Genomic DNA, 18,704 nt, shown 5'->3' with positions numbered 1-18,704 from the left:
GGGTGTGCGGGTGGCCGTGCGGTATCGCCGGCGGGAGGAGCGGCTCAGGGCCGGGTGAGGTCCTCGTAGGCGTCCGGGCGGCGGTCCCGGTAGAACTGCCACCGGTCGCGCACGACGCGCAGCAGGTCGAGGTCCAGGTCGCGCACGACGAGCTCCTCCTCGTGGTCGTCCGCCGGGTCCCCGACGAACGCCCCTTCGGGGTCGACGAAGTACGACGTGCCGTAGAAGTCGTCGTCCCCGAGGTCCTCGACGCCCACCCGGTTGATCGCGCCGACGTAGTACTCGTTCGCGACGGCGGCGGCCGGCTGCTCGAGCCGCCACAGGTAGTTCGACAGGCCACGGCTCGTCGCGCTGGGGTTGAGGACGATCTCCGCGCCGTTCAGCCCGAGCGCCCGCCACCCCTCGGGGAAGTGCCGGTCGTAGCAGATGTAGACGCCGACGCGCCCGACCGCGGTGTCGAACACCGGGTAGCCGAGGTTGCCCGGGCGGAAGTAGAACTTCTCCCAGAACCCGCGCACGTGCGGGATGTGGGTCTTGCGGTACTTGCCGAGGTAGCGCCCGTCGGCGTCGATCACGGCTGCCGTGTTGTAGAGGACGCCGGGCTGCTCCTCCTCGTACACGGGCAGCACGACGACGGTCCCCAGCTCGGCCGCGAGCGCCGAGAACCGCTCGACGGTCGGCCCGGGGACGGACTCGGCGTACGCGTAGTACGCGGCGTCCTGCACCTGGCAGAAGTACGGGCCGTAGAACAGCTCCTGGAAGCACACGAGCCGCGCGCCCTGGTCGGCGGCGTCGCGCAGGTGCTTCTCGTGGACGTCGATCATCGACTCCTTGTCGCCGGTCCAGCGGACCTGCGTGAGTGCGGCGCGCACGGTGGTCATGACCCCTCCTTCGTCCTGGGCTTCCCGATGTGGTCGTCGGCGACGTCGAGCGCGGCGTCGATCGCGGCGAGGCCGTGCTCGAGGTCGTCGGCGGACGTGACGAGCGGCGGCGCGACGTGCAGGCGGTTGAAGTGGACGAACGGCCAGACGCCGCGCTCCTTCACCGCGGCGACGACCGCCGCCATGGGAGCGGCGGCCGGTCCGCTCGCGTTGAACGGGACGAACGGCTCGCGCGTCTCCCTGTCGCGCACGAGCTCGACCGCCCAGAAGAAGCCGAGCCCGCGCACCTCGCCGACGCTCGGGTGGCGGGCGGCGATCTCGCGCAGGCGGGGGCCGATCAGCTCGTCGCCGAGCCGACGGACCCGCTCGAGGATCCGGTCGTCCTCGAACGTGCGGATCGACTCGACCGCGACGGCGCAGGCCAGCGGGTGACCGGAGTAGGTGAGCCCGCCGGGGAACACGCGGTCGTCGAAGGTCTGCGCGACGTGCTCGGCGATGACGACACCACCGAGCGGCACGTACCCGGAGTTCACGCCCTTGGCGAAGGTCACGAGGTCGGGCACGACGCCCCACCGGTCGATCGCGAACCACTCCCCGACCCGGCCGAACCCGACCATGACCTCGTCGACGACCAGCAGGATCCCGTGCTCGTCGCACAGCGCGCGCACGCCCGCGAGGTAGCCGTCGGGCGGGACGAGCACGCCGTTCGTCCCGACGATCGTCTCGAGCAGGATCGCCGCGATCGTCCCCGGTCCTTCGAGGCTCACGACCTCCCGCAGGTGCGCGAGGGCGCGCTCGCCCTCCTCGGCGTCGTCGCGCGCGCCGAACGCCGAGCGGTACGTGTACGGCCCGAGGAAGTGGCGCACCTGCGGGTCGGGCGCGACCTCGTTCGGCCAGCGCCGCGGGTCGCCGGTGAGGGTGATCGCCGTGGCGGTGTTCCCGTGGTACGACCGGTACGCGGAGAGCACCTTGGCCCGGCCGGTGTGCAGGCGCGCGAGCCGCACCGCGTTCTCGACGGCGTCCGCCCCGCCGTTCGTGAAGAACACGCGCCATCGCCGGTCGCGCGACGCGTCGCCGGCCGTCGCGCCCGGCGCACGCTCGACGATCAGCCGCGCGAGCTCGCCCCGCACGTCGTTCGCGAACGTCGGACCGACGGTCGCGAGCCGCGCCGCCTGCGCCTGGACGGCCGCGACCAGGCGCGGGTGCTGGTGACCCAGGTTGAGGTTGACGAGCTGGGACGCGAAGTCGAGGTAGCGGTTGCCGTCCTCGTCCCAGAACCAGGCGCCCTCGCCGCCGGCGACGGGGAGCGGCGAGATCGCGCCCTGCGCGGACCACGAGTGGAAGACGTACCGGTCGTCGGCACGCGTGCGCGAGTCGGGCCGTGTCGCTGCCCCCCGCGTGAGGTCCTCCGTCGTCACGCGTCCTCCTCTCGTCCGGGCTCGGTGAGCGTCGGTCAGGGTCGTGCGGGCCGGTCCCCTCACCTCGTCCGGGGGAAGCCGAGGTCCACGGCGGACGTCGCGGGGTCGGGCCAGCGGGTCGTGACGACCTTGGTGCGCGTGTAGAACTGCACGCTCTCGGGGCCGTAGACGTGCAGGTCGCCGAACAGCGAGCTCTTCCACCCGCCGAACGAGTAGTAGCCGACGGGCACCGGGATGGGGACGTTCACGCCGATCATGCCCGCGCGCGCGTCGACCTCGAACGCGCGCGCCGCGCCACCGTCGCGCGTGAAGATCGCCGCGCCGTTGCCGTACGGGTTGTCGTTGACGAGGCCGACCGCCTCGTCGTACGTGTCGGCGCGGACCACGGACAGCACGGGCCCGAAGATCTCCTCGCGGTACACCGTGTGCTCGGGCCGCACGTGGTCGACGAGCGTGGGGTGCAGGAAGAAGCCTGCCCCCAGGTCGGCGGCGCCCGAGCCGTCGCCTGCCCCGCGGTCCGGTGTCGTGCGACCGTCGACGACGAGCGTCGCGCCCTCCGCCTCGGCCGTCGCCACGCGCGCGGCGACGCGGTCACGGTGCTCCGCGGTGATGAGCGGACCCATCTGCGAGGCCGGGTCGTCACCCGGCCCGACGACGAGGCGCGCCACGCGCTCCCGGATCGCCTCGACCAGGGGGTCGGCGACCGCACCCACGGCGACGAGCACGGACACCGCCATGCACCGCTCGCCCGCCGACCCGTACGCCGCCGAGACCGCCGCGTCGGCGGCGACGTCCACGTCGGCGTCGGGCAGCACGACCATGTGGTTCTTGGCGCCGCCGAGGGCCTGGACCCGTTTGCCGTGCCGGGTGGCGGTCTCGTACACGTGGCGCGCGACGGGCGTGGACCCGACAAAGCTCACGGCCTCGACGTCGGGGTGCTCGAGCAGCCGCTCGACGGCGACGCGGTCGCCCTGCACGACGTTCACCACGCCGTCGGGCAGTCCCGCCTCCTGGAGCAGCCGCGCCACGACGAGCGACGCCGACGGGTCGCGCTCGCTCGGCTTGAGCACGACCGTGTTCCCGCAGGCGATCGCGTTGGGGATCATCCACAGCGGCACCATGGCGGGGAAGTTGAACGGCGTGATGCACGCGACGACCCCGAGGGGCTGCTTCACCTCGTGCACATCGACGCCCGCGGACGCCTGCTCGGTGTACCCGCCCTTGAGGAGCTGCCCGATGCCGCACGCGAACTCGACGCACTCGAGCGCGCGGGCCACCTCGCCCGCGGCGTCGGAGAGCACCTTGCCGTGCTCCGCGCTCACGACGGCCGCGATCTCGTCCCGGTGCTCCACGAGGAGCTGGTGGAACGCGAAGAGGATCTCGACACGGCGCGAGACGCTCGTCGCCCGCCAGGCACCGAACGCCTCGCGGGCTGCCGCGACCGCGGCGTCGACGTCCTCGGCGGACGCGAGGGCCACCCGGCCCGAGACGGTGCCCCGGGCGGGATCGTGGACCGGGGCGTGCCGCACGGCGTCCGTGCGCAGCGCGCCGCCGACCCAGTGCCCGACGACGCGCGGCTGCCCGGGAGCGCCCGCGGGCCGGGTACCGGTCTCGTCGCTGTCCACGACGGTGCTGTCGGGCGCCGCGGGGATCCTCACGCCGCGCGGGGCGCTCGTGGTGCCCAGGGTCCGGGTCGTCCGATCCACGTCTCCTCCTCGCGCGCCGAGGTGGTGGCGCGCCGTCGCCGCCGATCCCCCAGTGTGGCACGGATCACACCTCCGCACCGGGCGGCACTGACGCCACGGACGGCGCGCACCGGCACGCACCGGCACGGACGTCGCGGGCCGGCCGGGCGCCCGGTACCTTCGGTCCCGTGAGCGCGACGCCGCAGGCTCCCCCTTCCCCGACCGGCGACACCTCGGGCACGACGACGCCACCGGGCCGGCCGGACCGGGACCCGGGTCGGGCCGTCCTCGTCCTGCTCGTGCTGGTCACGGCACTCGTCGTCGAGCTGGTCCGGTCGAGCGGGCCGCTCCTCGACCACGCGTTCGCCGCGGGGATCACGACCGTCGCGCTCACGGCGCTCGCGACCTACGCCGCCCCCGGCGTCCTCGTCGTGATGATCGCCGCGCGGCTCGAGATCACGGGCAAGGTCGTGCTCCTCGCGGTCTGCTCCCTCGTCGTCGCGCGGCTCGTGCTCCAGGGCCTCGGCACCGCGATCGCCGCCGGCGCGGACCTGGGGCTCGTGCGCTACGGCGTGGGGCTCGCGACGGTCGCGCTGGGGATCGCCACGCTCGTGATCGTCGCCGCGTTCGCGAGCGGCTCGCGCTCCCGGCCCACCGACGCCGTGGCCGGGACGACGGGCGCGGCACCCCGTCCCGCGGACCCCCACCCGGGCGACGCTCGGCCGGCCGGCCGCGCGCGCGGCGGTCTCGTCGCCCTCGGCGTGACCTTCGGCGCCCTGCTCGCCGCGGCGCTGAGCGCGCTCCTCGGCACGTGGGACGCCTACTGGCGCGACGGGCCCCTCGCCTGGTCTCTCACGGTCGCGGTCGGGCTCGGGGCGCTCGCGTGCGCGTGGGTCGTGCGAGGGCGCGCCGCGTGGCCCGGTGCCCGGGGACTCTGGCTGCTCGGCCCGTTCCTCGCGCTCGTCGTGCAGGCGCTCGCGAACCCGGCGTTCGTCGCCTCGCAGTCCGGGGTCGCGCTCGCCCCGGCGGTCGCGGCGCTCGCCGCTGCAGCGCTCCTGACCGCCTGGGCGGTGCCGTGGGTCGCGCGCGCTGCCCGGAGCGTCCGTGGCGCCGGGCGGCTCGTCGCCGTCTGGGGGCCACCGGTGCTGCTCGTCGGAGGCGTCGCGGTCGCCTTCCTCGCGGTCCCGCGCCTCGACGGACCCGGCACGGCCGGGGGCTGGGCGCTCGTCGTGCTGCTCACGCTCCTCGTGCCCGCCGCCGCGGCGACGCTCTCCCTGGGCCTCGACCGCCCCGCGCGCGACGTCACCTGGCTGCGGCTCGCGGGCGCGGCGACGCTCGCCGGGCTGGGCGTGGTGGTCCCGGTCCTCGGCTACCAGATCGACTACGACGTGCCGCTCCCGTTCCGCAACGGGTGGGTGCCCGTCGGTGCCGCCGCGGTCCTCGCGGTCGTCGCCGTCGTCACCGCGTACCGCACGGCACGCGCCGCGAGCGCCGCCTCCGCCGAGCCCGCCGACCCTGCCGGCGGCGGCATGCCCCTCGCAGGCGCGCAGGCGGACGGCGTCGAGAGCGGCGGCCTGCGGACCGGACCGCTCGTCGCCGTCGCGGGAGCTGTCGCCGTGCTGGCGCTCGTCGGGACGACACAGGTGCTCGCACCGGCGTCCGGAGCCACCGCCGACCGCGAGCCCGGTCTCCTGCGCGTGCTCGACTGGAACCTGCACTACGGCGTGAGCGCCGACCCCTCGGTCCGGCTGGACGAGGTCGTGGCGACGATCGAGACCTCGGGCGCGGACGTCGTCGCGCTGCAGGAGGTCTCGCGCGGCTGGGTGCTCGGCGGCGGTGCCGACATGGCCTCGTACCTCGCGCGCGAGACCGGCATGCGGTTCGTCGCCGCGCCGGCGGCCGACCGCCAGTTCGTCAACGTCCTCCTCTGGGACCCCGCCCTGGGCGACCTCGCCGACGTCGAGCGCCACGCGCTGCCGTTCGGCGCGGGCCCGCAGCAGCGCTCCGCGGTGTCCGCGACCGTCGACGCGGGCGGCGTGCCCGTGCGCGTCACGTCGGTCCACCTCCAGCACCGCGAGGAGAGCACGCCCACGCGTCTCGAACAGCTCGACGCCCTGCTCGCCGCCGAACCGGTCGAGGGTGCGTACGTCCTCGCCGGCGACCTCAACGCCGAGCCCGGGTGGGACGAGATCGCGCTCCTCGAGGACCAGGGCCTGGAGAGCGGCCAGGACGCCGCGGGCGACCCCGACGCGCTCACGTCACCCGCGGTCGCCCCGGCGCACCGCATCGACTGGGTCCTCGGCTCAGCGCCGGTGACGTTCCGGTCGTTCGAGGTGCTCGACGACACGGCGTCCGACCACCGTTCGCTGCTCACCGAGGTCCGCGCCACGGACTGAGCGCGGCCGACGCCGGCCCCCGCCCGCGAGCGCGGTGAGCCCGGGTTAAGGTCGGCCGGTGCGTATCGAGCTGACCGTGACCGAGGCCGTCGAGCTCGCGCGTGCGTCCGGGGCGCTGCCCCCGTTCGTGCGCTCGGTGACCGGCGAGGGCGACGACGTGCGCGTGGTCCTCGACCTGCGCGAGGTGCCCGACCCGCCGTCGGCCCTGCGGCTCGCGGCGCGGCTCGTCCCCGTCGTCCGCGGGACGCTGCGCGTCGAGTCGTTCGTCGCGGGGACGGCGGTCGTCGCCGTGGAGGCGAGCGCCGCCGGGCTCCCCGCGCACAAGCTGCTCGGGATGGCCGAGGGCCCGCTCCAGGGTGCGTTGCGGTCGAAGGGCCTCCCCGCGGACGCGGTCCGCGTGCTGCCCGACGCGCGGCTCGCCCTCGACGTGCAGGCGCTCCTCGCCGCCGGGCTGGCCGGGACCCTGCCGGGCCTCGAGATCACCGATCTCGCCTACGCCGCCGGGACGCTGCGGGTCGAGGCGAGGCTGTAGCGCGCTCCCTCCGGCGTGGCACGGCCCGTCGCCCGGGTGCTCAGTCCTCGCGGTGGTGCAGCATGCGTGCGACCTCGGCGATCGACCCCGAGAGCGACGGGTACACCGTGAAGGCGGACGCGACGTCGTCCACCGTGAGGCGGTGCGACACGGCGAGCGTGATGGGGAAGATCAGCTCGCTCGCGCGCGGCGCGACGACGACGCCGCCCAGCACGACCCCCGCCTCCGGGTGCGCGAAGAGCTTGACGAAGCCGTCGCGCATGCCGAGCATCTTCGCCCGCGGGTTGCGCGCGAGCGGGAGCGTGGTCGTGACGTACTTGCTGCTCTGGGCCTTGAGCTGCTCCTCGCTGTACCCGACGGTCGCGATCTCGGGAGCGGTGAAGATGTTCGCGGCGACCGTGCGGAGCTTGATCGGCGCGACGGCGTCGCCGAGCGCGTGCGACATCGCGACGCGGCCCTGCATCGCCGCGACGGACGCGAGGGGCAGGATGCCGGTGCAGTCCCCTGCCGCGTAGACCCCTCGCGCCGACGTGCGCGACACCTTGTCGACCTCGACGTGCCCGCTCGGCGCGAGGCGCACCCCGGCCTCCTCCAGACCGATGCCGTGCGTCGAGGGGATCGACCCGACCGCGAGCAGCACGTGCGAGCCGGTGATCACGCGGCCGTCGGAGAGCGTCACCTCGACGCCGTCGGCCGTGCGGACCGCGGACTCGGCCCGCGAGCGCGACATGACGGTCATGCCGCGCGACCGGAAGACGCCCTCGAGGAGCTCGGCGGCGTCGGCGTCCTCGCCGGGGAGCACGCGGTCACGGCTCGACACGAGCACGACGTCCGAGCCGAGCGCGTTGTACGCGCCCGCGAACTCGGCGCCCGTGACGCCCGAACCGACGACGATCAGGCGCTCGGGCAGCTCGGTGAGGTGGTAGAGCTGCGTCCACGTGAGGATGCGCTCGCCGTCGGGCTGCGCGGTGGGCAGCGTGCGCGGCGTGGAGCCCAGCGCGAGGAGGATCACGTCGGCGTCGAGCGTGACGTCGGCGCCCGCACCGCCACCGCCCTCGACCACGACGCGGGACGGGCCGTCGAGCCGGCCCGTGCCTGTCACGACGCGCACGCCCTCGCGCTCGAGGCGCGCCCGGATGTCGGCCGACTGCGCGGCCGCGAGCGCCATGACGCGCGTGTTGACGGCGTCGAGGTCGACGATGTGGCGGCGCATCGCCGGGTGCTGCGCCTTGGCGGTGTCGACGGGGAGGCGGATGCCGAGGTCGGCGGCGCGCTCGGCGATCGTCATCCAGTCGGCGGTCGCGATGAGCGTCTTCGACGGGACGACGTCCGTGAGGACGGCCGCGCCGCCCATCCCCTGGCGCTCGACGACCGTGACGTCGCCCCCGAGCCGACGGGCGACGAGAGCCGCCTCGTAACCGCCGGGACCACCTCCCACGACGACGATCCGGGTGGCCTGACGGTCGAGGGTCTCGTGGGTCACGCGGCCCATTCTGTCAGGCCGGACGGCCCGCGCGTGTCACGATGCGAGACGGCCTGCCGAGGTCCCGACATGGCGGGGCGGCGGCCCGGTCGGCCGCACCCCAGGTCAGCGCGCGGCGGGAGGACTAGCCTGGGCGGCATGACGACGACGCCTCCGAGCACACCCTCGCTCGACGACCCGAGCACCGAACCCTTCGTCGTGGCGCGGGCCGCCGCGGACCACATCGCCGAGGCGACCGGGGTCGACGGGCACGACATGGCGCTCGTGCTCGGCTCGGGCTGGGGCGGCGCCGCGGAGCTCCTGGGCGACGTCGTCGCCGAGATCCCCACCGCCGAGATCCCCGGCTTCTCCGCGACGGCGGTCGTCGGACACCTGTCCGTGACGCGCTCGATCCGGGTCGAGCGCGCGGACGGCTCGGTGCGCCACGCCCTGGTCATCGGCTCGCGCACGCACCTGTACGAGGGCAAGGGCGTGCGCGCCGTCGTGCACGGCGTGCGGACCGCCGCCGCGACGGGGGCGGAGACCCTGATCCTCACGAACGGGTGCGGCGGCCTGAACACCGACTGGGCCGCGGGCACGCCCGTCCTGCTCTCCGACCACATCAACCTCACGGGCCGCAGCCCGCTCGAGGGGCCGACGTTCGTCGACCTCACCGACGTGTACTCGCCGCGCCTGCGCGAGCTCGCGCGCCGCGTCGACCCGAGCCTCGCCGAGGGCGTGTACGCCCAGTTCCCCGGGCCGCACTACGAGACGCCGGCCGAGGTCCGCATGGCGCGGGCCATCGGCGCGGACCTGGTCGGGATGTCGACGACGATCGAGGCCATCGCCGCCCGGCACTGCGGCCTCGACGTGCTCGGCATCTCGCTCGTGACGAACCTCGCGGCGGGGATCAGCCCGACGCCGCTCTCCCACGCGGAGGTCATCGAGGCCGGCCAGGCCGCGGGCCCCCGTATCAGCGCCCTCCTGGCCGACATCGCGAAGCTGGTGTGACATGACCGAGCGTGCCACGTCCCCGCGGGGGAAGACGTCCAGGCCGAGCGTTCCGGCCGACGCCACCGACGACCCGTCGTTCGACCCGGGCTCGGCGCACGCCGCGTTCCTCGAGCGCGTCGCGGCGTGGATCGACGACGACGTCGACGCGGGCGACCAGGCGGACCTGCGCCACCTGCTGGACCTCGCCGACTCCCCCGACCCCCGGAAGCACGACGTGCGCCGCGCGGCGCTCGCCGAGCTGCGGGACCGGTTCTCCGGCCCGCTGGAGTTCGGCACGGCCGGCCTGCGCGGAGCGATGGCGGCGGGACCCCACCGCATGAACCGGGCGGTCGTCGTGCGTGCCGCGGCCGGGCTGGGTGCGTACCTGCTCGACGCGCTGGGCAGCGGCACGCGGCCCCGGGTGGTCGTCGGCTTCGACGCGCGGCACCGCTCGCGCGCGTTCGCCGTCGACACGGCCGCGGTCCTGACCGCCGCCGGCCTCGACGTCTCGGTCCTGCCGAGCGCGCTGCCCACGCCGGTCCTCGCGTTCGCCGTGCGCCACCTCGACGCGGACGCGGGCGTCATGGTCACCGCGAGCCACAACCCGCCGGCGGACAACGGCTACAAGGTGTACCTCGGCGGCCGGGTGGTCACCGACGGCGGTCAGGGCGCTCAGATCGTCCCGCCGTACGACGCGCGCATCGCGGCGGCGATCGCCGCCGTCGGGCCGGCCCGTTCCGTACCGCGCGCGGGCGACGGGTGGACGGTGCTCGGACGGGACGTCGTCCGCGCCTACGCCGCGTCCGTCCTCGCGCTGTCCGACGGCGCTCCCCGCCGGCTCAAGGTCGTCACCACCGCGCTGCACGGCGTGGGCGGCGCCGTCGTGGCGCACGTCCTGCGCGAGGCCGGGTTCACGACCGTCGTGCCCGTGGAGGAGCAGCTGGACCCGGACCCGGACTTCCCGTCCGTGTCCTTCCCGAACCCCGAGGAGCCGGGCGCGATGGACCTCGCGCTCGCGTACGCGCAGGACGCGGGCGCGGACGTGGTGCTCGCGAACGACCCGGACGCCGACCGGTGCGCCGTCGCGGTCTACGACCCGCGCGTCGGGACGTACCAGGGCGCCGAGACGGCGCGGTCGAACGGCTGGCGCATGCTGCACGGCGACGAGGTCGGTGCGCTGCTCGGCGAGGACGTCGCGCGACGGGCCGCCTCCTCGGGGGCGGCCGGTGGCGTGCTCGCGTGCTCGGTCGTCTCCTCCCGCCTGCTCTCGCGCATCGCCGCGGCGCACGGCCTGGGCTTCGCGACGACCCTCACCGGGTTCAAGTGGATCAGCCGCGTCGACGGCCTCGTGTTCGGGTACGAGGAGGCCCTCGGCTACTGCGTCGACCCCGCGCACGTGCGCGACAAGGACGGCATCAGCGCCGCGCTGCTCGTCGCGCAGCTCGCCAACCGCCTCAAGGCCGAGGGCCGCACGCTCGTCGACGCGCTCGACGACCTCGCGCGCCGGCACGGCCTCCACGTGAGCGACCAGCTCTCGGCGCGGTTCACCGACCTCGACCGCATCGGCGACACCATGACGCACCTGCGCTCGGCGCCGCCGCGCACCCTCGCCGGCGCCGGGGTGACCGACGTCGCCGACCTCTCCGCTGGGCTCGACGGCCTCCCGCCGACCGACGGCGTCCGGCTCCTCACCGCCGACTCGACGCGCGTCATCGTGCGCCCGAGCGGGACCGAGCCCAAGGTGAAGTGCTACCTCGAGGTCGTCGTCCCGGTCGCCGCGGACGCGTCCCACGACGACCTCACCGCAGCCCGCGCGTTCGCCCGCGAGCGGATCGACCGCGTGAAGGCCGACATGTCGCGCGCGCTCGGCCTGTAGGACGTCGGACACCGCCACGACGGCGTCATCGCCTCGTCGAGGGACCTCGTTCGACGCGGTCGGGCGGGACAGTCACCGGGGAGTGCGACCGCGGACCAGCCGGACGAAGTCCTCGAGTGGCACGCGCATCTCGGCGTCCGGATCGAGCTCGTCGAGGACGACCGCCACGCCGTCCGCGCGGAAGAGCTCGGCGCTGTACACGTCACCCGTGATCTCCAGGTAGCCGACGTCGGACTCGGCGAAGGCGATGACGGCCTCCCGCACACGCGGTGTGAGCGTGTCCTGCAGGAATCGGTCCATCAGCGTGATCATGGCGGCAGACTGCCACGCTTCTCCGATCCGCGGCACCGTACCGACGGGTAACCTGGGGCGATGAGCACCACGACACCGCCGTCGGTCCGGGAGACCGGCCCGGCGGGCTCCGACGCGGCCCCGGCGGCCCCGGCACCCGCCGACCGTCCCGCCGTCGAGATCGCCGAGCTCGCCCGCTCCGTGACCGGCTCCGCCGTCCTCGACGACACCGGCTGGCGCCGCTACCTGCACGGCCTGCCAGGGGTCGACAAGGTCGGCGCCGACGGCCGTGCGGCCATGCTCGGCACGCGCTCGATCAAGACCACGTCGAAGGCCTGGGCGCTCGACACGATCATCCGCATGGTCGACCTCACGACGCTCGAGGGCGCCGACACGCCCGGCAAGGTCCGCGCGCTCGCCGCCAAGGCCGTGCGCCCCGAGCCCAACGACCCGACGTGCCCGGCCGCCGCGGCGGTCTGCGTGTACAACGACATGGTCCCGGTCGCCGTCGAGGCGCTCGCGGGCACGGGCGTCAAGGTCGCCGCCGTCTCGACGGCGTTCCCGTCCGGACGCGCGACCCGCGCCGTGCGGCTCGCCGACACGCGCGACGCCGTCGAGGCGGGTGCCGACGAGATCGACATGGTCATCGACCGCGGCGCGTTCCTCTCCGGCCGGTACGAGCAGGTCTACGACGACATCGTCGCCGTGCGCGAGGAGTGCCGCGCGAACGGGCGCCACGCCCACCTCAAGGTCATCCTCGAGACGGGCGAGCTCGCGACGTACGACAACGTGCGCCGCGCGTCGTGGCTCGCGATGCTCGCGGGCGCCGACTTCATCAAGACCAGCACGGGCAAGGTCTCCCCCGCCGCGACGCTGCCGGTGACGGTCGTCATGCTCGAGGCGGTGCGCGACTTCCTCGCGCTCACGGGCGTCCAGGTCGGCGTCAAGCCCGCGGGCGGCATCAAGACCTCCAAGGACGCGATCAAGTACCTGGTCGCCGTCAACGAGGTCGCCGGCCCGCAGTGGCTGGACCCGGACTGGTTCCGGTTCGGCGCGTCGTCGCTGCTCAACGACGTGCTCATGCAGCGCAACAAGCTCGCCACGGGTGCCTACTGGGGCCCGGACTACGTGACCGTCGACTGAGCGGAACCCGAGGACAGCAACAGATGAGCACCACGAGCAGCACCCCGACCACCGCCGGCTCGCCGTTCGAGTACGCCCCGGCCCCCGAGTCGCGCGCCGTCGTCGACATCGCGTCGTCGTACGGCCTCTTCATCGACGGCGAGTTCACCGCGGCGTCCGACGACGGCTCGTTCAAGACCGTCAACCCGGCCACCGAGGAGGTGCTCGCGGAGGTCGCGGAGGCCACCGAGGACGACGTCGACCGCGCCGTCCGCGCCGCCCGCCGCGCCCAGGAGAAGGTCTGGGGGCCCATGCCGGGCCGTGAGCGTGCGAAGTACCTCTTCCGCATCGCACGGCTCCTCGCCGAGCGGGCCCGCGAGTTCGCCGTCCTCGAGACGCTCGACAACGGCAAGCCCATCCGCGAGGCGCGCGACGTCGACGTCCCGACGGCCGCCGCCCACTTCTTCTACTACGCGGGCTGGGCCGACAAGCTCGAGCACGCGGGCTACGGCGCCGCCCCCCGCCCGCACGGCGTCGCCGCGCAGGTCATCCCGTGGAACTTCCCGCTGCTCATGCTCGCGTGGAAGATCGCACCGGCGCTCGCGACAGGGAACACCGTGGTGCTCAAGCCCGCGGAGACGACGCCGCTCACGGCGCTGCTCTTCGCGGACCTCCTGCGGCAGGCCGAGCTGCCGCCCGGCGTCGTGAACATCGTCACCGGGGCCGGGTCCACGGGCGCGGCGCTCGTCGTGCACCCCGGCGTCGACAAGGTCGCGTTCACCGGGTCGACGGCGGTCGGCAAGCGCATCGCGCAGCAGATCGCCGGGACGCGCAAGCACGCGACCCTCGAGCTCGGCGGCAAGGCCGCGAACATCGTGTTCGACGACGCGCCGGTCGACCAGGCGATCGAGGGCATCGTCAACGGCATCTTCTTCAACCAGGGCCAGGTGTGCTGCGCGGGCTCGCGGCTCCTCGTCCAGGAGTCGATCGCCGAGGAGCTCGTCGAGCGGCTCAAGGCACGCCTCGGCACGCTGCGCGTGGGCGACCCGATGGACAAGAACACCGACGTCGGCGCCATCAACTCGCCGCAGCAGCTCGCCCGCATCACCGAGCTCACCGAGGCGGGCGTCGCCGAGGGCGCGACGCGGTGGAGCCCGGCGTGCGAGCTGCCGGAGTCGGGGTACTGGTTCGCGCCGACGCTCTTCACCGGTGTCTCCGCGGCGCACCGCATCGCGCGCGAGGAGATCTTCGGTCCGGTCCTCAGCGTCCTGACCTTCCGGACGCCGGCCGAGGCCGTCGCCAAGGCCAACAACACGCCCTACGGTCTCTCGGCGGGGATCTGGACCGAGAAGGGGTCGCGCATCCTCTGGATGGCCGACCGGCTGCGCGCGGGCGTCGTGTGGTCGAACACCTTCAACCGGTTCGACCCGACGAGCCCGTTCGGCGGCTACAAGGAGTCCGGCTACGGCCGCGAGGGCGGCCGGCACGGCCTGGCGTCCTACCTGATCGAGGGGAGCACGTACTGATGGCCCGCACCACGAGCGGCAGCACGACCACGAAGGCCGGCGCCTCGCGCGGGTCGTCCGCACCCGAGCGGCTCGGCGTCCGCAAGACGTACAAGCTCTACGTGGGCGGGAAGTTCCCCCGGAGCGAGTCGGGCCGCACCTACGAGGTCGTCGACGCGAAGGGCCGTTTCCTCGCGAACGTCGCGCAGGGCTCGCGCAAGGACGCGCGCGAGGCCGTCGTCGCGGCGCGCGCCGCGCAGCCCGGCTGGGCCGGCGCGACGGCGTACAACCGCGGGCAGGTGCTCTACCGCGTCGCCGAGATGCTCGAGGGACGTCGCGACCAGTTCGTCGCCGAGGTCGCCGCCGGGGAGGGCCTGACCGCACGGCAGGCGGAGACCGCCGTGTCCGAGGCGATCGACCGCTGGGTCTGGTACGCGGGCTGGACCGACAAGGTCGCGCAGGTCGCCGGCTCCGCCAACCCCGTCGCCGGGCCCTACTTCAACCTGTCGTCGCCCGAGCCGACCGGCGTCGTCGTGGTGCTCGCGCCGCAGCGCTCGTCGCTCCTCGGCCTCGTCTCGACGATCGTCCCGCCGCTGGTGACGGGGAACTCCGTGATCGTCGTCGCGAGCGAGGACCGGCCGATCCCGGCCGTCACGCTCTCCGAGGTCCTCGCGACGTCGGACGTGCCGGGCGGCGTCGTCAACGTCCTCACGGGCCGCACGAAGGAGCTCGCTCCCCCGCTCGCGTCCCACCTCGACGTCAACGCGATCGACCTCGCGGGCGCGGTGGCCGCAGCCGGTGTCGGCTGGGGAGAGCTCGAGGCCGCCGCGGCGGACTCGGTCAAGCGCGTCCTGCGCCCCGCCGTCGACCGCCGCGGGAACGACACCGAGCCCGACTGGACCGAGGCCCCGCTCCCCCAGCGCATCCTCGCCTACACGGAGATCAAGACGGTCTGGCACCCCAAGGGCATCTGACCCCGCCGAGAACGACTCCGGTGCCGTCGTCCTCGGATGACGGCACCGGAGTCGTTCTCGGCCACCCTCACGCACAGCGTTCGACCCCGCGCCCCCCGTACTACCTCGCGCGATCACGGTCGACCCTCCGCAGAGGCCGCTGAACCAGCCCCGTGGCCCTTCGAGACCGCGGAAGCTCAGACCTGCGCGCCCTCGACCAGCTGGTACCCCGGCAGGATCACGTCGTCCACCAGCGCGCGACGCTCGTCGTGGTGCACGAACGCGCTCCACGCCGCCGTCATCGTCACGTCCGCGAGGTCGTCGATGGTCCACCCCGCCTGCTCGACGAGGAGCGTCATCTCCTGCGTCATCGACGTGCGCGACATGAGCCGGTTGTCGGTGTTGAGCGTGACGGCGAAGTCGAGCTCCTTGAGCCGCGTGATCGGGTGGTCGGCGATCGACGTCGCGGCGCCGGTCTGGACGTTCGACGACGGGCACAGCTCGAGCGGGATCTGGTGGTCCCGGACCCAGTGCGCGAGGAGCCCGAGCGCGGCCGTGCCAGGCTCGCCCTCGGCGCTGTGCGGGTGGGCGGGGTCGAACGCGATGTCCTCGACGATCCGGACGCCGTGGCCGATGCGCCCGGCCTGGCCCAGGTGCACCGCCTCCGCGATCGACTCCGGCCCGGCCGCCTCGCCGGCGTGGATCGTCACGGGGAAGTTGTTCGCCGCGAGGTAGCTCCAGATCTCGGCGTGCCGCGAGGGCGGGAAGCCGTCCTCGGCGCCGGCGATGTCGAACCCGACGACCCCGTTCGTGCGGTTCGCGACGGCGAGCTCGGCGATCTCCTGCCACCGGTCGGCGTGGCGCATCGCGGTGACGAGCTGTCCGACGCGGATGGTGCGCCCCTCGGCCGCGGCGGCGGCGACGCCCTGCTCGATGCCGGCCTGGACGGCGTCGACGGTCTCCTGCAGGGTCAGCCCGCGCTGGAGGTGCTGCTCGGGTGCCCAGCGCTGCTCGGCGTAGACCACGCCGTCGGCGGCGAGGTCGAGCACGGCCTCGCGGGCCACGCGGGCGAGCGCCTCGTGGGTCTGCATGACGGCGATCGTGTGGTCGAACGTCTCGAGGTAGCGCACGAGGGAGCCGGAGTCGGCCGACTCGGCGAACCAGGTCGCGAGCGACTCGGCGTCGTGGGCGGGCAGCTCGTGCCCGACCTCGGCCGCGAGCTCGAGGATCGTCGCGGGACGGAGCCCTCCGTCGAGGTGGTCGTGGAGCACGACCTTGGGCAGGGCACGGATGACGTCCGCGGTGAGCGGGCGGTTCTCGGTGGTCATGCGCTCACGGTACCGGCCGCGGAGCCGGCGGGCCGGTCACGCGTCGTCGCGTCAGACGTAGTCGTCCTCGGCGCCGGGGACCGCCGACGCCTGCTCGACGACGTCCGCCTCGCTCGCCTCCCCGTCGAGGTCGGGCCGCGCCGAACGGGGGCGGTAGTCGTCCGGCTCGTGCTCGGGGTCGTCGACGCCCGTGTCGTCGGTCTCGACCTCCTCGACGAGGCTCACCGCCTCCTCGTCCTGCTCGACCAGACCGGCGTCTCGCCAGGTGTTCTCCCCCGGGACCGTGCTCATGTCGACTCCTTCAGCGTGGCGGGTCGTGGCCCCTCCATCCTCACGCGGGCGTCCTCCGGTCGCCAGCCCGCCCGGTCGACGGCCGGGTCGCCGACCGGTCACCGAGCCGGTCCCTCCGGCGCGGCCGCCGTCGCCCTCGTCCTCGCCGTCGTCAGGCGGGCAGGATCGCCCACACGACGTGCGGCCAGCCGCCGAGCGCCCGCCGCACGGCCGCCGCCTGTCCCCCCGCGGCGAGCCGTGCGGCGTCGAGCCGGTGCACCGTGCCCGACGACGGCTCGTAGACCCAACAGCGGCGCACCCCGGGCGTGCCGGCCCTCCCGGACGCCGCGGTCCCTGGCGCGCGCACCGGGCCTGACCGGCCCGCGGCACCATCGGTCGTCGCGGCGTCGGCGGCCACGAGGAGCACGACGTGACGTGGCACCGCTGCCGTGACGCCGCCGGACAGATCGCCGCCGGTGAACAGGGGCACCGGGATCCCGCGAGCCGCCGCGTCGAGGGCGGCGCCCAGCACGGAGTACCCGCGCGCGCCGTCGACCGCGTGGTGCGTGAACCGCACGTCGGCGTACCGCGCGGTGCGCGCCGCACCCCACGGCGGCGTCCCGAGCGCGCCGGGCCACGGGAACGGCCCGAGCGCCTTCCGGCCGGTGCGCGCCTTGACGATGTGCTGCAGGCGACGCCACCGGTGCTCCGCCCCGCCCGGCGAGGCGCCCCCGGACGACCGGTCCGGTGCGACGCGCGGACCGGGAGCCGGGTCCGTGCCGGCGGTCGCGGGAGCGCCGTCGAGCGCGGTACCGGTCACGAGCCAGAGGGCGAGCACAGGATCGCCCGCGGCGGCGAGCAGCGCGAGCACGGCCGAGCCGCACGTCGTCCCGTCGACCTGCCGCGCGAGCGCACCGGCGAGCGTGAGGGGGCGGACCGCGGGCCCACCGACGCGCGCGAGCGACGAGGCACGGCCGAGCGGGTCGACGACCTCGACGCGCGTGTCGACGGGCAGTCGGGGAAGCACGTGCGCGAGCCCGGCGACGACGTCGTCCCGGTGCCCGGCGCCGCGCGCGCGGTCGAGCGCGCCCGCGACGGTGAGCGACGTACCGAGGCCGGGCGCGATCGGCCGCGCACCCGTCGTCAGGGGCCGCGCACCGGCGCCGAGCAGCGAGGCGAGGGACGTGAGCCGCAACCCGCCGAGCGCGCTCATGCCGCGCCGACCGCGCGCGCGACCGCCCACGCGGCGCCGATCCCGGCGAGCGCGAGCACGAGCGCGACGAGCCGGACGAGGAACGACCAGGAGCGCAGCCGCCCGCTGTCGGGCAGGCCGCCCGTCGGCGGCCGCAGGACGGCGGGGACGAGCGTCAGCACCGCGACCGCCGCGGCCGCCACCACGACGAGGGCGTTGGCGCTACGCAGCCCGGCCGCGCCGAGCAGGAGCGCGCCGACGACCACGCCGAGCACGGAGCGCTGCCAGGCGAGGGCGGTGCGCTCGGGCTGGAGGCCTTCGTCCCGTGCGACGGGGTCGCTCACGGCAGTGCGCCCGCCTCGCCGAGGCCCGCTGCGACCGAGTAGCCCGCGATGAGCACCGCGAGCAGGATCACGCCGGTCACGAGGACGGGGATGCCGCCGGGCGCGGGCAACGGCTGCCGCAGCCGGAGCGCTCGCTCGTTGCGGCGCCACGACAGCAGGGCGTACAGGGCGCACGCCGCGCCGACGAGGCACGCGACGGCCGCGACGAGGTCGACGAGCCCGGGGAGGTCCGCGAAGGTCGAGAACGACGTGAGGGCGACGCCTCCGGCGACGAGGCCCACACCCGTGCGGACCCACGCCAGGGCCGTGCGCTCGTTCGCGAGGCTGAACCGCGCGTCGGGCTCGGTCCCGACACCGTAGACGGACCGCGGGCGGCGGTCGTCGACAGGTTCCGCGTGGTCCGGCCCCGGCTCGGTGCGCGGGTCCGGCGGCCCGCCCGCCCCGGGGTCCGCCACG

Annotated in this window: 17 protein-coding genes; 7 read left to right on the top strand and 10 right to left on the bottom strand. The window is 74.9% G+C overall.

Annotation, left to right across the window (positions count from 1 at the left end; genetic code table 11):
• Positions 1 to 44: 44 nt before the first annotated feature.
• Genes NFS20_RS18575 through NFS20_RS18565 form a run of 3 tightly spaced genes read right to left on the bottom strand, consistent with a single transcriptional unit; the run spans position 45 to position 3,924 of the window.
• On the bottom strand, positions 45 to 881 hold the full coding sequence (locus tag NFS20_RS18575; RefSeq protein WP_251153282.1) for a nitrilase-related carbon-nitrogen hydrolase: 837 nt from the start codon (positions 879 to 881) through the stop codon (positions 45 to 47).
• On the bottom strand, positions 878 to 2,299 hold the full coding sequence (locus tag NFS20_RS18570; RefSeq protein WP_251153281.1) for an aspartate aminotransferase family protein: 1,422 nt from the start codon (positions 2,297 to 2,299) through the stop codon (positions 878 to 880). Before NFS20_RS18570 ends, NFS20_RS18575 begins: the two co-directional genes overlap by 4 nt.
• Before the next feature lie 59 nt (positions 2,300 to 2,358).
• Complete coding sequence (locus NFS20_RS18565) at positions 2,359 to 3,924, bottom strand: CoA-acylating methylmalonate-semialdehyde dehydrogenase (protein ID WP_285821157.1); 1,566 nt, start codon at positions 3,922 to 3,924, stop codon at positions 2,359 to 2,361.
• 248 nt (positions 3,925 to 4,172) lie between these two features.
• Here NFS20_RS18565 and NFS20_RS18560 point away from each other — a divergent pair, with 248 nt between their 5' ends.
• Together NFS20_RS18560 and NFS20_RS18555 are read left to right on the top strand one after the other, a co-directional pair.
• Positions 4,173 to 6,380, top strand: coding sequence for an endonuclease/exonuclease/phosphatase family protein (locus NFS20_RS18560; RefSeq protein ID WP_251153280.1), 2,208 nt, complete (start codon positions 4,173 to 4,175; stop codon positions 6,378 to 6,380).
• Positions 6,381 to 6,438: 58 nt separating this feature from the next.
• Positions 6,439 to 6,912 (top strand): hypothetical protein, encoded by a 474-nt coding sequence (locus NFS20_RS18555; RefSeq protein WP_251153279.1) that lies wholly within the window; start codon positions 6,439 to 6,441, stop codon positions 6,910 to 6,912.
• 40 nt (positions 6,913 to 6,952) lie between these two features.
• On the opposite strand, the gene NFS20_RS18550 is transcribed toward NFS20_RS18555, so the two are convergent.
• Positions 6,953 to 8,404, bottom strand: a complete 1,452-nt coding sequence (locus NFS20_RS18550) for an NAD(P)H-quinone dehydrogenase (RefSeq protein ID WP_463105846.1) — start codon at positions 8,402 to 8,404, stop codon at positions 6,953 to 6,955.
• A 129-nt stretch (positions 8,405 to 8,533) separates the two neighbouring features.
• Here NFS20_RS18550 and NFS20_RS18545 point away from each other — a divergent pair, with 129 nt between their 5' ends.
• Together NFS20_RS18545 and NFS20_RS18540 are read left to right on the top strand one after the other, a co-directional pair.
• A complete protein-coding gene (locus NFS20_RS18545; RefSeq protein ID WP_251153277.1) occupies positions 8,534 to 9,385 on the top strand; it encodes a purine-nucleoside phosphorylase in 852 nt (283 codons plus the stop codon).
• Between the two features lies 1 nt (position 9,386).
• Positions 9,387 to 11,243 (top strand): phospho-sugar mutase, encoded by a 1,857-nt coding sequence (locus tag NFS20_RS18540; protein WP_251153276.1) that lies wholly within the window; start codon positions 9,387 to 9,389, stop codon positions 11,241 to 11,243.
• A 72-nt stretch (positions 11,244 to 11,315) separates the two neighbouring features.
• Here the strand turns inward: NFS20_RS18540 and NFS20_RS18535 are convergent, their stop codons facing one another.
• Positions 11,316 to 11,543 (bottom strand): hypothetical protein, encoded by a 228-nt coding sequence (locus NFS20_RS18535; protein WP_251153275.1) that lies wholly within the window; start codon positions 11,541 to 11,543, stop codon positions 11,316 to 11,318.
• Positions 11,544 to 11,615: 72 nt separating this feature from the next.
• On the opposite strand from NFS20_RS18535, the gene deoC reads away from it, so the two are divergent.
• From deoC to NFS20_RS18520, 3 genes are read left to right on the top strand one after another with little or no spacing between them, the layout of a single operon-like run.
• Positions 11,616 to 12,677 carry a deoxyribose-phosphate aldolase gene (deoC, locus tag NFS20_RS18530; protein WP_251153274.1) on the top strand — a complete coding sequence of 354 codons (1,062 nt, stop codon included), beginning with the start codon at positions 11,616 to 11,618 and terminating at the stop codon, positions 12,675 to 12,677.
• A 23-nt stretch (positions 12,678 to 12,700) separates the two neighbouring features.
• Positions 12,701 to 14,182, top strand: coding sequence for an aldehyde dehydrogenase family protein (locus tag NFS20_RS18525; RefSeq protein ID WP_251153273.1), 1,482 nt, complete (start codon positions 12,701 to 12,703; stop codon positions 14,180 to 14,182).
• Positions 14,182 to 15,135 (top strand): aldehyde dehydrogenase family protein, encoded by a 954-nt coding sequence (locus tag NFS20_RS18520; RefSeq protein WP_251153272.1) that lies wholly within the window; start codon positions 14,182 to 14,184, stop codon positions 15,133 to 15,135. Before NFS20_RS18525 ends, NFS20_RS18520 begins: the two co-directional genes overlap by 1 nt.
• Before the next feature lie 176 nt (positions 15,136 to 15,311).
• Here the strand turns inward: NFS20_RS18520 and NFS20_RS18515 are convergent, their stop codons facing one another.
• From NFS20_RS18515 to NFS20_RS18495, 5 genes are all read right to left on the bottom strand, one after another.
• Positions 15,312 to 16,442, bottom strand: coding sequence for an adenosine deaminase (locus NFS20_RS18515; protein WP_251153271.1), 1,131 nt, complete (start codon positions 16,440 to 16,442; stop codon positions 15,312 to 15,314).
• Positions 16,443 to 16,493: 51 nt separating this feature from the next.
• Positions 16,494 to 16,733 (bottom strand): hypothetical protein, encoded by a 240-nt coding sequence (locus NFS20_RS18510; RefSeq protein ID WP_251153270.1) that lies wholly within the window; start codon positions 16,731 to 16,733, stop codon positions 16,494 to 16,496.
• A gap of 151 nt (positions 16,734 to 16,884) precedes the next feature.
• Positions 16,885 to 17,925 carry a hypothetical protein gene (locus NFS20_RS18505; protein ID WP_251153269.1) on the bottom strand — a complete coding sequence of 347 codons (1,041 nt, stop codon included), beginning with the start codon at positions 17,923 to 17,925 and terminating at the stop codon, positions 16,885 to 16,887.
• Positions 17,922 to 18,248 carry a DUF202 domain-containing protein gene (locus NFS20_RS18500; protein ID WP_251153268.1) on the bottom strand — a complete coding sequence of 109 codons (327 nt, stop codon included), beginning with the start codon at positions 18,246 to 18,248 and terminating at the stop codon, positions 17,922 to 17,924. Before NFS20_RS18500 ends, NFS20_RS18505 begins: the two co-directional genes overlap by 4 nt.
• Complete coding sequence (locus tag NFS20_RS18495; RefSeq protein ID WP_251153267.1) at positions 18,245 to 18,703, bottom strand: YidH family protein; 459 nt, start codon at positions 18,701 to 18,703, stop codon at positions 18,245 to 18,247. The genes NFS20_RS18500 and NFS20_RS18495 overlap by 4 nt, the downstream gene beginning before the upstream one ends.
• Position 18,704: the final 1 nt, after the last annotated feature.

Source organism: Cellulosimicrobium sp. Marseille-Q4280 (assembly GCF_943181405.1).
GTDB lineage: Bacteria > Actinomycetota > Actinomycetes > Actinomycetales > Cellulomonadaceae > Cellulosimicrobium.
This window is presented reverse-complemented; position numbering and strand designations above follow the sequence as displayed.